The organism is Bradyrhizobium sp., from assembly GCF_016213215.1.
Taxonomy (GTDB): Bacteria; Pseudomonadota; Alphaproteobacteria; order Rhizobiales; family Xanthobacteraceae; genus Bradyrhizobium.
The window spans coordinates 25,721-38,182 of record NZ_JACRAW010000013.1 but is presented as its reverse complement, the minus strand read 5'-3'; the positions used below and the strand labels follow the sequence as shown (position 1 = coordinate 38,182).

Annotated in this window: 11 protein-coding genes and 1 pseudogene; 6 read left to right on the top strand and 6 right to left on the bottom strand. The window is 62.0% G+C overall.

The window, feature by feature from the left end:
- Nucleotides 1-619 (top strand): VOC family protein (locus HY852_RS03670; RefSeq protein ID WP_291602726.1); only part of this gene is annotated, 619 nt, incomplete at its 5' end.
- 5 nt (nt 620-624) lie between these two features.
- Here the strand turns inward: HY852_RS03670 and HY852_RS03665 are convergent.
- Nucleotides 625-2,225, bottom strand: a pseudogene (locus HY852_RS03665) (alpha-amylase family glycosyl hydrolase).
- Nucleotides 2,226-2,290: 65 nt separating this feature from the next.
- Nucleotides 2,291-3,298 carry a L,D-transpeptidase gene (locus HY852_RS03660; protein WP_291602724.1) on the bottom strand — a complete coding sequence of 336 codons (1,008 nt, stop codon included), beginning with the start codon at nt 3,296-3,298 and terminating at the stop codon, nt 2,291-2,293.
- Nucleotides 3,299-3,482: 184 nt separating this feature from the next.
- Here HY852_RS03660 and HY852_RS03655 point away from each other — a divergent pair, with 184 nt between their 5' ends.
- Together HY852_RS03655 and HY852_RS03650 are read left to right on the top strand one after the other, a co-directional pair.
- A complete protein-coding gene (locus HY852_RS03655) occupies nt 3,483-4,433 on the top strand; it encodes a lytic transglycosylase domain-containing protein (RefSeq protein WP_291602722.1) in 951 nt (316 codons plus the stop codon).
- 27 nt (nt 4,434-4,460) lie between these two features.
- Nucleotides 4,461-4,922 (top strand): NUDIX domain-containing protein, encoded by a 462-nt coding sequence (locus tag HY852_RS03650; protein WP_291602721.1) that lies wholly within the window; start codon nt 4,461-4,463, stop codon nt 4,920-4,922.
- 127 nt (nt 4,923-5,049) lie between these two features.
- Here the strand turns inward: HY852_RS03650 and HY852_RS03645 are convergent, their stop codons facing one another.
- From HY852_RS03645 to HY852_RS03630, 4 genes are all read right to left on the bottom strand, one after another.
- The gene (locus tag HY852_RS03645) at nt 5,050-5,328 is read right to left on the bottom strand and encodes a high-potential iron-sulfur protein (RefSeq protein WP_291602720.1); all 279 of its coding nucleotides are present in this window, start codon (nt 5,326-5,328) and stop codon (nt 5,050-5,052) included.
- A 121-nt stretch (nt 5,329-5,449) separates the two neighbouring features.
- Nucleotides 5,450-7,939, bottom strand: coding sequence for an MtrB/PioB family decaheme-associated outer membrane protein (locus tag HY852_RS03640; RefSeq protein ID WP_291602717.1), 2,490 nt, complete (start codon nt 7,937-7,939; stop codon nt 5,450-5,452).
- Nucleotides 7,940-8,047: 108 nt separating this feature from the next.
- Complete coding sequence (locus tag HY852_RS03635) at nt 8,048-9,502, bottom strand: DmsE family decaheme c-type cytochrome (RefSeq protein ID WP_291602715.1); 1,455 nt, start codon at nt 9,500-9,502, stop codon at nt 8,048-8,050.
- Nucleotides 9,503-10,216: 714 nt separating this feature from the next.
- Entirely contained in the window at nt 10,217-10,435 is a 219-nt protein-coding gene (locus HY852_RS03630; protein ID WP_291602713.1) for a hypothetical protein, read from the bottom strand.
- Nucleotides 10,436-10,764: 329 nt separating this feature from the next.
- Here HY852_RS03630 and HY852_RS03625 point away from each other — a divergent pair, with 329 nt between their 5' ends.
- From HY852_RS03625 to HY852_RS03615, 3 genes are read left to right on the top strand one after another with little or no spacing between them, the layout of a single operon-like run.
- On the top strand, nt 10,765-11,025 hold the full coding sequence (locus HY852_RS03625; protein WP_291602711.1) for a hypothetical protein: 261 nt from the start codon (nt 10,765-10,767) through the stop codon (nt 11,023-11,025).
- The gene (locus HY852_RS03620) at nt 11,018-11,914 is read left to right on the top strand and encodes a DnaA N-terminal domain-containing protein (RefSeq protein WP_291602709.1); all 897 of its coding nucleotides are present in this window, start codon (nt 11,018-11,020) and stop codon (nt 11,912-11,914) included. The genes HY852_RS03625 and HY852_RS03620 overlap by 8 nt, the downstream gene beginning before the upstream one ends.
- Nucleotides 11,911-12,297 (top strand): primase-like DNA-binding domain-containing protein, encoded by a 387-nt coding sequence (locus HY852_RS03615; protein ID WP_291602707.1) that lies wholly within the window; start codon nt 11,911-11,913, stop codon nt 12,295-12,297. Before HY852_RS03620 ends, HY852_RS03615 begins: the two co-directional genes overlap by 4 nt.
- Nucleotides 12,298-12,462 lie beyond the last annotated feature (165 nt).

Here is a 12,462-nt window from a genome sequence, read left to right as displayed (position 1 = left end):
TGGCGAGGGCATCGAGCGCATTGCGTTTACCGCCGTCGATTCTACCGCGGGCGCCGAGGAAATCCGCGCACACGGCTACCCGCCGATCGGACCGATCGATTTCGAGCGGCCGGTGACGATGCCCGACGGCAGCCAGTCCGCAGCCAAGTTCCGCGTCTTCCAATGGCCGGTCGAGGAAGCGCCGGGCGGCATGCGCATCTTTGCCTGCCAGCACAAGACCCGCGAGACGGTGTGGATTCCGGAGTTGATGAAGCACGCCAATGGCGCCAAGCGGCTCAAGCAGGTGTTGATCGCAACGCCTGAGCCTGCCAAGGACGCCGCGCATCAGTCGCGCCTGATTGATCAGGAGGCGAGAAACGAAACCGACGGCGCGGTGACTGTGCCTTCCGGCTCCGATCGCGCCGATTTCGTCTATCTGACCAAGGACCAATTGGCCAGGCGCTATCCGGGAGTGTCGCTGGCAGGCATCCCCGAGCGCGGCGGTGCGGGCCTCGTGATCGCCGCCGATGTCGCGGCCGCCGAGAAGGCGATCGGCGCGGCGGCGACGCGCAACGGCGGCGCGCTTTGCGTGGCGCCTAGTGCTGGCAACGGCGTGCTGCTGGTGTTCGTGCCGGGCTAGCACATTCAGCCCTCGAGTACGACGACCAATCCCTCATTGGCGCGCAGCAGCGTCGGCCCTTCAATGCTCTGAGCCGGGCGATCGAGGTGCGTCGAGACCAGAAGCCGTCCCCGGCCCTGCCATTCCCAGCGGCGTGGCTCGCCTGCGATGTTCAAGGCGACGATGATCTCGGTTTCGCCGAACACCCGCGTGTAGGAAAGGACATCGTTGCGCGAGCGGATCGGCCGATGCTCGCCTTCCCGGAGGCAATCATGCTCGCGTCTGAGCGCAAGCAGCCGGCGATAAAGCCGCAGGATCGAGCGATCCTCTCCCTTCTGGTGTTCGACATTTCGCTCGCGTCTTTCGTCGAGCGGCAGCCACGGCTCGCCGGTCGTGAAGCCGCCCTTGTCGCTGCCGTCCCAGCGTAGCGGCGCCCTTGCGGATCGCGGCAGAGATCGTAACCCTTGACCAGCTTTTCGAAGGGATCCTGGACCCGATCGGACGGAATGTGCACCCTCTCCTGCCCGAGTTCGTCGCCCATGTAGAAGAACGGCGTGCCCTTCAGCGTCAGGAGCAGCATCGCCAGCACGCGCGCGGGGTCCTGGCCGATCTTGCTGGCGATGCGCTGCTTGTCGTGCCCGCCGATCACCCACACCGGCCAGGCACCAGCCGGAATGGCACTGAGATAGGCATCGATGTTCGCCTGCAAGGAGATCGCATCCCATGCGGAATCCAGCAGCGCGAAATTAAGCGGCAAGTGCAGACGCGGCTTGTCGTTTCCGTAGAAATGTCCGATGCGGTCGGTCTTGCCCTGCACTTCGCCGCATAACAGACGCCCGTGATATTCGTCGATCACCCGCCGGATGAGCTCGATGCAGTGCATCGCCTCCGGTCGGTCGTCGGTGAACACGGGCGTGTAGCGTTGCGGCGGCGGCTTGTCTTCGCCCGCCTGCGGATCGGGCGGATTGTCCCGCAAGAGGTCGTCCTTGATCAGCACCGCGCTGGCATCGAGGCGGAAGCCGTCGACTCCGCGATCGAGCCAAAAGCGCATCACATCCGCGATCGCAGCCCGGACTTGTGGATTGCGCCAGTTCAGATCCGGCTGCTCGAAAAGGAAGGAGTGATAGTAATATTGCCGCCGCGCCTCGCACCACTCCCAGGCGGTGCCGCCGAAGCGGCTGCGCCAGTTATTGGGTGGGCCTCCGTTCTCGGCGGCGTCCGCCCAGATGTACCAATCGGCCTTGGGATTGTCGCGCGAGGCGCTGCTCTCGACGAACCACGGATGATCGTTGGCCGTGTGATTGGGAACAAGGTCCAGGATGAGTCGAATGCCTGACTTGTGCAGCTTCGACACCAGCTCGTCGAAATCCTGCAGCGATCCAAAGATGGAATCGACGCAGCAATAGTCTGAGATATCGTAGCCGAGGTCCCGAAACGGGCTCTTGTAGATCGGCGTGAGCCAGACCGCGTCGACGCCAAGCCATTTGAGGTAGTCGAGCCTTGAGATCAGGCCCGGCAAATCCCCTTTGCCGTCCCCGTTGCTATCCTGAAACGAGATCAGGGCGATTTCGTAAATCACCGCGTGCCGCCACCACTCCTGTTCGTCTCCCCTTGCAGTGGCGCTCATTGCTTCTCGCTTGCCTCTATGCCCAACTCCCGCGCTTTCTGAACGTTCTCCGGCGAAGGGCGTTCCTAGGCACGCGTCTTCGACACAGATCCGATCGGCGCGTCGATGAAGACCACCGGCGTCCCGCGCCTGACATTCTCACCGAGAAAGCGGGCACCCCAGTTGGTCAGGCGGACGCAGCCATGCGAAGCCGATTTGCCGATCTTGTCGGGATCGGGCGTGCCGTGAATGCCGTAACCCTGCGCCGACAGTCCGATCCAGTACGAGCCCACCGGACTGTTCGGGCCGGGCCGGATGGTGAACGGCGTCTTCGCATTCACGCCCGGGAAGTTGTAGTCCGGGTTGTAGCGATAGGTCGGCTTTGCGTCGCTCGAGATGACCTGGAGGGCACCGCCCGGTGTCGGCCTCTCGGAGCTGCCTACGGTTGCCGGAAAGAACGCCACGATGTGGTTCGAAGGATCGAAGGCCGTCACCGTCTGTTGCGTCTTGTCGACTTCGATCCGGCTGATGTTGGCCGGCTTGCGGTGAGTAAGAACGTTGGCGACCGCGATCACTTCGCCGGCACGATCGAATCTCTTGCCGGGATTGAGCGTTCGAAGAAGTTCTTCGCTCATGTGGAATTTCTCGGCGAGTGCTTCGCGCGGGCTGGTGTAGCTGAGCGCTTTGAGGTTCTTCATCTTCTCCATCTTCTCGGGCAGCCGCTTCAGAAACGGCCCCTTCACGTCGGCCTCCGCGATCTTGTAGTCGGCGATGACGGCCCCCTCACTCGCCGCGAGCAGCCTGTCCCAAAGCTCGGGCGGCGGGCTCTTGTCGAACGAAAGGCCGTTCGCTTGCGCAAATGCGCGCAGCGCCTTCTGCGCGTTGTCGCCGAGCTTGCCGTCAATCTCGCCAGGCAAGAACAGCGCGCGGTCGAGCAGGATCTGTAGCTTCACCACCGAAGCGTTGATCTTGTCGCCGGCGGGACGCTTTGCAGGATATGCCGCGTCGTTGATCGCACCAGCATCGATGGTACCCGCAAGCGAAGATGCCGTCAGGCCGAGCGACAATACGACTGCGAAGACAAAGCGGATCATCTTGTTCCCAGCTGGTAGCCGTGGGTACAAAGCTCCGGCCGCGCGTTCGGTTCCAGCACGCGAGACAAAGCCTTCACATTTGGGACCGCAAAAATCGCGGCTTCGCCGCAATCGACCCGCTAAAAAGTCGGTATCGACAGCGCATTTTCCCCCTCACCGGCGCAGCTATGGGGTCCTGTCGGAAATGCGATTTCTCGTCGCGGCGATCGCCGCGTTCCTTGTTCTGATGCTCGACTTCGACGCCTTGCTCCACGACGCTGCGTCGAGCTCGCCGGGCATGGATCCTGTTCTCCGCATCAGCTCTGCACACGAAACCGATTTCGCGAGCGCTGCCTTTTTCGAAGCCGCAGGCGCAAAGGAGGAACCCGGCGCAGCGCTCGAACCACAGCAGCCGGCCGCTGAGACATCGGCAGAGCCGCCTGAAGACAACTTCTGCCGTGCGCTCAAGGAGGCAGCCCGGGCCGCGGAGATTCCGGTCGCCTTCTTTGCCCGCCTGATCTGGCAGGAGAGCCGTTTCCGCTCCAGCGAAGTCAGCCATGCGGGCGCGCAGGGCGTTGCCCAGTTCATGCCGGAGACGGCTGCCGAAGTCGGGCTGGATGATCCCTTCGATCCGCTCAAGGCGCTGCCGGCTTCGGCAAGGCTGCTCGCCAAGCTTCGCGAACAGTTCGGCAACCTTGGTCTGGCCGCAGCGGCCTATAACGCCGGCTCCGGCCGGATCCAGAGATGGCTGGCCAAGGAGACGGGATTGCCGCGCGAGACCCGCGATTATGTCCGGATCATCACCGGCTCCACGGCCGAGAGCTGGACGGAGGAAGCGCAGACGGCCAGCATGCGGCTGGACCTGCCGCGCGAGGCGCCTTGCGAAGGCGTCGGCGGTCTCTCCAAGTCCAAGGACTTCGCACTCGTACCGGTTTCGCTTACACCCGCCGTGAGTGTCATCATCCGGAAGGCCGAAGCGGCCGAGGCGATGGCCAAACTCAAGGCCGGGACGCGCAAGCGAGTAGTCTCGGCGCTGAGAGCGCGCAAGCTTCTCGCGACGAGCGCCGCGCGCGTGACGCGCAGCGCGGCGGCGGCACAGGCGTCCGGTAAGGACAAGCCAGGCGGCCGCAAGATCCGCGTGGCGTCGGCGCGTTAAACTGCTGTCGTCGTCTGGAACGCGGTCATGTCGCCGAGGAGCGCCGGGATCATCGCCTACCGCAAAAAGGGGCATCAGCTGGAGGTGCTGCTGGTGCATCCGGGCGGGCCGTATTGGCGCAACAAGGATCTCGGCGCCTGGTCGATCCCGAAGGGTGAATTCTCCGCCGGCGAGGATCCGGAAGCCGTGGCGCGCCGGGAGTTCTGCGAGGAGCTCGGCGTCGAGATCGAAACTCCCCTCCGTTCCCTCGGCGAGATCCGGCAACGCGGCGGCAAGCTGGTGACGGCGTTTGCCGCCGAGTTCGATCTCGACACACAGGCGATCCGCAGCAACAGTTTCGAAGTGGAATGGCCGCCGCGCAGCGGCAAGCGACAGACCTTTCCCGAGATCGATCGCGCCGAATGGTTCGCTCTGGCCGAGGCGCGGCAGCGGATCAATGAGGGCCAACGACCACTGCTCGAACGCCTCGAGTCGCTCCTCGCGCAATGAAGAATCCCGGCGCTTCCGCGCCGGGGCCTTCCTGGCTCTTGATGGACTAAGGCAAAATGATAAAAACCGATCCTGCTTTCCCTGGGCTTGCGACGCGTCGAGCCGTTGGTCTGTCGCAAACGCAGGGCTATTTCTTGGCGTAGAGGCGGCACCAGCCGGCGGCGGCAATCGAGCCCTCGACAACCTTGCATACGCCTCCGCCGGCCCAATGACGGCAATTGTCGCACTGCTGGTTGCCCTTCGGGCTTGCCTGATAACCCGAAGCGGCTTGCGTGGCCTTTTTCACCTGAGCGTTCGCTTCCGCTGCGAGCAGGTCCATCGTCGCGACCGCGCCGGCAGCGAGCGCTCCACGCGCCAGAACGGCACGCCGCGAAAGTCCGCCCTTGTTGTTTTCGTTGCTATCCATTGGGTACTCCCTCTCCTGTTTGTTGAGCCCGTTACTTTTTTGGTAACGGCGCTTCCGTTATCCCGGCGGCCCGCTTGCACAGCGGACCGTCATCTTCGCCCGACTTACCCCTGCTGACGCCTCACCATTTGAACTGCAGCGAGGTCATGATCATCTGCGCGTTGTAGTTCGGATTGACCGCCGCCATCTGGACGTTGCGCAACGTCGCGCTGTCGATCAGATACATGTACGGCGTGGTCCAGTCGTTCTGCCAATTGGCGACCGAATTGCGCTCCCAGACGTAGCGGACGTTCAGGAAGGATTCGCCCGTGAACCCGAGTTGACTGAGGAGCGACGTGTCGATCCGGTATTTCGCCGTCGCGTCGAAGCGCTGGAACGCCGTCTTGACGGTGGGGAAGACCTGACACCGAACTGCCGCATTGCCGGCACAGTCCGCAGTGCCTACCGAACCCGGCAACGCGTTGTTCGTCCAGTTCTCGTTGGCCAGGGCATAGACGTAGTTCAGCTTGAGATCCAACGTGTTCGGGATGACCTCGATGTTCGACGAGACGATGAAGGTGTGAACCTTCTCGACCATCCCGCCGGCCCAATAGTTGAAGTTGGCTAGCGGCGGGAAGACGCCTGGAACGCCTGCCAAGAGTGCCGTGTTCTGCGATGTGCCGACCATGTAACGATCGTAATCTTCGTACACGTAGGCGAACATGACATTGGTGCCCGGCTGGAAAGCGTAGGCAATTTCGACGCCGGCATTCCAATTGTTGTCCTTCTTCAGGCCGGACTGGAACAGCGCCTGATCGATTTTATAGGAATCGAAACGCATTCCGGCAGTTGGCGTCACCGTCACGCTTGGCCCGACGTTGATCTCCACAGAAGCACTGGCCTTGTTGCGGTTGCGATCGTTCAAATCGAACTGGCGCATCATCAGGTTGTTGGCCGTCGGCCCGGTAGTCCCCGTGTAGTAGGTGTACCGCAGGGTCGAGACGTAATCGTACGGCGTGGCCATCATTCGCTGCGAGGCTTCATAGCTTGCGCGCAGCCGCCCGATGTTGTCGCCGATCTTGGCGTCCATGAACACCTTGCCGAAGTACTCGTTGGTGACGTCGACGGAGCGGCGCATCTGGTTGGTGTTGCGATCCCACTGCTCCCAGCCGCCGGAAACGCCGACCGTGAGCTGCTTGGTGGCGCGCCAGGTGACATCCTCGGAGGCATTCTGCTTGGTGTACGAGTAGGCGAGATTGCGCCGTGCGGGACCGGTGGGGAGGCCGGTTGCGCTCCAGTCCTCGATCACATAAGGCTGCCACATCAATTCGGGCGTCGTGTTGTTGTTGTTGTAGTAGCGATACTTGAGTGTCGCCTTGAGATCGTCGGTGACCTGGGTATTCACGACGTTGTTGAACAGCAAGGTATCGACCTGGGCGTTGGCGCTCAGGGCGGGCAAGACGGTTGCTGCCAGATTGATGCCGGGGTTGGAGGTCAACGGGGTACCCGTTGTCCCGTAGACCGGGAATGGATCGTTCTGCCGCATCATGGTGTAGTTGAGCGTTCCCATGTAGCGGCTCTTGAACGGCAGATCGACGCCGGCCGTGGCGCCGACATTCGCCGCGTTGTTGTCCGGAGCCAGGCTGACCCCGATAAACTGGGGATTCAGCGAGCTGACCGCGCCCATATAGAACGGGTTCTGGACGGTATACGAATCGAAGCCGTTTCTGAACGTCGACATGCCGGCGCTGGTGCGAAGATTGAACTTGCCGCCCCAACCCGTCGAGCCGATGTATTCGCCGGCGAGCCTGGCGTCCTGCGTCACATCCTCCACCGGGCGCGGCACCTGCATGAGATTCACGTTGGCGCCGGCATTGTTGCCGGTCAGGACGCCGGCAAGCTGGGTACCGTAGCGATGCTCATGCGAATAGTCGGCGCGGAAGTCCCAATTCTGGTTCGGCGTCCAGCGTTGCGAGGTCGCGAGCTTGTCGCGCTGAATGCCGATGCTGATGGTGTTGAACTTGCCGTTGAGCGCGGCGTCGAACGCCACGTGATTGGCGACGGTCGCGGCGCCGTTCGCAGGCGGGACTACTGGAAACGACACGGCGGTGGTCAGGGCATTCGTGCCGACGCCATTCCAGATGTTCTGCGCGCTCGTGCTGTAAAGATGCGGAATCTGATCCCACGAATAGGTGCCGTACAGCTCGCCCGCTTTCGACCAGTCGAAAACATAGCTCTGGTTGTTGTTGGCGATGTCCCTGGCCCGCAACTCGAATGAATACATGCCATCGACCGTCTGCGCGCCGTATCGCAGGGTTTCGAGGAAGAAGCCCTTGGGGAAGCGGCCATATTCTTCGAACTTGGCTCGGCTTTCGTGGACCGAAAGATCTCCGTTCGGATTCGTCGGCGTTCGCCACCACGTTCCGCCATTCATCGGAGGCTGCTTGATGTAGGCGCGGTACCCGCCTTCCACGTCACCCCAGGTCATCCACCCGCCGTGCTGGGCGGCCCAGTCTGGTACAGCCGGTTCGTCCTGCGCCTGTGCGCCGGACGGCGTCGCCATCGCTGCGACGAGGATGAGCACGCCGGTCAGTGCGGTGCCACTTCTGAAAACTTTCGAGCCGCCCTTCATTGAAGCTCCCTCCAGACGCCGCACTCTTCAACTCGTGCGTTCTCGTCTCCAATTTTTCGCTCTTTGCACGGCCGAAGTTTCCGCCGGCCGTGCGTCACACACTGTTGCCTACCGATGGAACCTTGAACCCGACGGGCTGTTCGAACCGTGGATGTTGGTGTGGCAGTTCTGGCACGATTGCCCGACCGCATAGCGGTTCTGCGTCGCTATGAATGCGTTGTTGCCCGACAACGGTCCGGCGCCAGCCGCGCCGTGCGGACTGTGGCAGCGCTGGCACAAGCGTTCGCGCATCACGACAAGCGAATTGTCATGCATGGTGCCGTGCGCGTCGTGGCAGTTCAGGCAGTTCTCGCGCACCGGCGCATGTTCGTAGAGGAACGGTCCGCGCTTGTCGGCGTGGCAGTTGTAGCAAGTCTCGTTGATCGAGGCTTCCTTGAGCAGCTTTTCCGTCGGGCTGCCGTGGGGATTGTGGCAGCTCGCACAGTTAATCTTGCCCTCGCGTATAGGCATATGCGACGTGCGATAGGTCTGCGCGCGGCGATCCTTGTGGCACTGGAAGCAGGTGTCCATCACCGTGTTCCTGGCGAGCTGGTTGCGCGGCGTGGTCTTGCGCATCACCGTGTGGCAGTCGACGCAGGCGACGTCGCGATTCTGGTGCGCGCTGCCTTGCCAGTAGGTCTGGTTGCCCTTCTCGTGGCACGACAGACAGACGCCGTTGACGTCTGCGGTCTCGCGGGCCGGATCGGTCTTGCGGAACGAGCGGATGCGAGTGATGGAAGGCTCGTTGCGCCCGCCGCCCTCGTTGACGTGTTTCGAGCCGGGACCGTGGCAGGTCTCGCATTCCATCTTACCCTGGGGCGTCATCTTGCCGGACTTGATGTTGCGGCCCATGACGGTTTCCTGGAACTCGTCGAACAGACCGGCATGGCAGGTTTCGCAGGGCTTCGAACCGACATAGTAGCGGCCGAGCGGATCGTCGGGTGCCGGGGCGACCATCGGCGCGCGCGCGCCGGCAGCCGAAGCGGCTGCCGCCCTCGGCTTGGAGGCGCTTTTCGCCGGCGCATTCTCAGCAAGTACGATCTTTGGCGCTACGATCTTCGCATCCAGCTTCGGCGCCACGATCTTCGGCGCATCGAGCCCAGCCGACTTCTCATTCAGCGTGCGAACGAAGTCCACCAACGCCTTTCGCTCGGACCGATCGCCAAGCGACGCGTGCGGATTGGCGCCATGCGGATTTGCAGCCCCATGAGGTTTTGCGCCATGAGGATTCTTGCCGTGGGGGTTCGCAGCATGAGGATTGGCAGCATGAGGATTGGCGCCATGCGGTGAAGTCGCCCCGCCGTCGAGCCACTTGGCCAGTTCGCTAATTGCCTGCTGGGCGGAGTCGTCCGGCGCTGCGGCCGGCTGGCTGGTCGCGGACTCGTTCTTCGCCGGTGCACCTTTGACCGCGCCAAAGTCGAACGATCCGCCGAGACCAAGGATCGTTAGCGAGGCAAAACCAACGAGCGCCGCTCGCGAGATTCGATACGCCGCATGTTTGGATGTGCGGAGCTCAGCGAGCATCCGCGCGGATTCCGCGCCCATGAAAGTCAGCCCCTCCCTCACAGCTGCCGCTTGCCGGTACGTTCCCCTTTCGAGTCACAGGGAATGAACTTTCGGCTGCAGCATGCTCCTTGAGGTGAATTGAATAATAGCGAAAATGTGAGTTCAACAAAAAGTTGTGCTAATGCAAATCGCTCCGAAAGATTCTTGGTCTGTCGGTACTCTGTACTTCGCGAGTCGGAATCTTTTTTCACGCGTCGGTATTCTGTACCTTGCTGACACGAGAACCGTGAATGTTGGCGCCTCGTCGATACGCGTGCTGGCGTGCTTGCGAATGATCGCGCGCTCCCGACTCGCAGGAACTATCTTGCTGCATTCGCATCTCGCGCGCTGTCGATCCTCGCTTAAGGCACACGATCACCGATCTTGTTAGTCGCAGACCGGCGAGCACGATCGCGTCCTTGACCAGCGCGAGACCGCAATCGCGACGTCGAGCAACGAGGATGACAACGTCGAACACGCGACCTCCACGCGCAACGATCGATCTCAAGAGAAACTGTCGTTGGTGCCGCTCGACGTCTCGAGGCGCTCCTGCCCGAAGAAGCTGGCTGACGGCGGCGAGTACTCAGACGAGTGGCGCGACCGCGATGCGCAGCATCTCATCGAGCCGCGCCCCACTCTGGTTCTGCCTGAAGAGACTCCATTCCGTTATTCGTCCTACGCGCACCAGCGCCGCTAACGCTTGATCCGCTCGCGATAGGCTTCGAACACGTGCAACAGATCCTTGCCGGGAAGCCAGTCGCCGGTCTCGTCCATCAGACCGGCCTCGAGCATCGCGGCGGCGCAAGGCCAATGCAGTTCGACCCAGGCGGCGACCTTCTCTTCCGCCATGCCTTCGCGCCGGCAGATTCGTTCGGCCATGGCGCGCGCAAGAGGTTCGATGTTCGAGTTCATCACCTGCCCAACCAGAAACAAGTTCGTGCAGCGCTCCCGGCCGACTGTTGTTCCGTTGCGCCTTCAAGGGCGCCGCAAACCCGGAATCGAGCCAATGTGGAGCGTCGTTGCGGCGGCATCACGGCTTGGCTGGGGCGGGAGGATTCGAACCTCCGCATGGTGGAATCAAAATCAGCCGAAACCGCCACGAAGTTCAACACCTATTCTGAACTTTCCCGCTCCGTTCTCCCATTGAGGACGTTGAACAATTTTCGGCGTTCAGAATGCTTTGGGCAAGGCAAACGGTCAATTGAGGGATTGCTTCCGGGAAGAGCTTTGAGGACGCCAGCATGAAGGCGACCAGGCACATGACCCCCGAGGAGCGGGCAAAGATCAGCGAGGCCACAAAGGCGCGGATGGCGGACCCCGCCGTGCGCCAACGGATCCGGGATGGCATGCAAGCCGCGTCGGGCGAGGCCAACGAACTGCGCGCCTTGCGCGCGGCTTGGCGAGACGTCCGGCCGGCGGTTCGGAAGCGCTTTCTCAATGAAATTCTTGCGGCGGCACTTACGGCTTTCGACGTCGCCGGAAGGTCGTCGACCGATGGTTGAGGCACTGAAATCGAAAATGGCCGATCGAGGCGCTGACGTCATCCTGATCCCCAAGCAATTGCGGATGGACTGGGTAGACGTGATGGCGCTCGATTCTCGCCTTTCCCCCGTCGGACTTCGCATCGCATGCGTGATCGGAACCCATTTCGGCAACAAATCCGGATTGACGTACATCAGCCGCGAGACAGTGGCGCGCGTAGCGGAGGTGAGCCTGGCGACGGCGAAACGGGCAATCGCTGAGCTTGAGGAGCGCGGCTACCTCATTGTGCGACGACGCGAGGTCGGCAGCCGCATCGATGGCAGCCGCGCCTATGGTGGTCGCGGCATCGCGAACGAGTACCTCCCGGCCTGCAACTCTGTCCAGGTATCGGCGACCGACCGCGGCCAGAGGCTGGTCGCCAACGTCGTCGAGCGGTGGAATCGCAAGGTGGAAAAGGGGTCCAAATCTGAGCCCGTAAACGGGGTCACAGTTGACCCTCTTTACTCTCCAAACGGGTTCAAATCTGACCCCGTTTCCGGCGGAAAAAGAGGTTCATTTCGAGCCGTAAACGGGGTCACGGATGACCCTCCTACTCTTTCTTCTCCTTCGGAGAAGGACTCTACGGGCGTGCGGGAGCATCGATCGACCGCCGGCCCACTGGGGGCGGCCGGCGACGTGCTTAGAAAGCGGCTTGGCAAGGACGTGTTCCTTGCGTGGTTCGGCAAGGTGTCGCTGGTCAGCGAGAACGCTGAGACTGTAACGCTCAGCGCACCGACACAGTTCATCCGCAACTACATCGTCGCTCAATTCGATGCGGCGCTGATCCAATCCTGGCAGTCGATCCAGCCCGCTATTCAGCGCGTCAATGTGGTTGTCGGTCCACCTGCCACGAACGAAACAGGAGAATGAACGCCATGACCGGCAACGATCAAGATCACCTCGGGCAGTTCTTGGCTGAGTGCACCGTTCGCAGCATCGGCCATCGAGTGCAGAGCTCAGTGCTGCATCAGATCTACAGGGCCTGGTGCATTGCGAACGATGTCTCTCCCCTTGGCATCAAGCGCTTCGCGATCGAGATGAAAAAGGCCGGGCAACAGAAGGTTCAATCGAACGTCCTGTGGTGGATCGATCTAAAGCTCGTCTCGTCGACTAGTCTCTTCGAATTCAGCGAGCCAGCGGCCGGCGGCTCGCACGGGCTTGCCGCGTTGGAAGCGGCATGGCGATCGGCCTCGCCGCTTGATGCACTCACGTTCCTGCAATCGAAATTGAGGGCATTGGGGTTGCAGCAATGAGCGCCGCGTCGCCGATCCTATCCCCCGCGCCCCCTGTTGAAGGCGGCGAAACGCGTTTTTGGGAGGATAAGCTCCCGAAATGGGAGGAGAGCGGGAGGATTACCCCGCGGCGCAAGTTGCTGATGTTCAAGCGTTTGGGAGCTTACGATCAAGAATGGGAGCTTG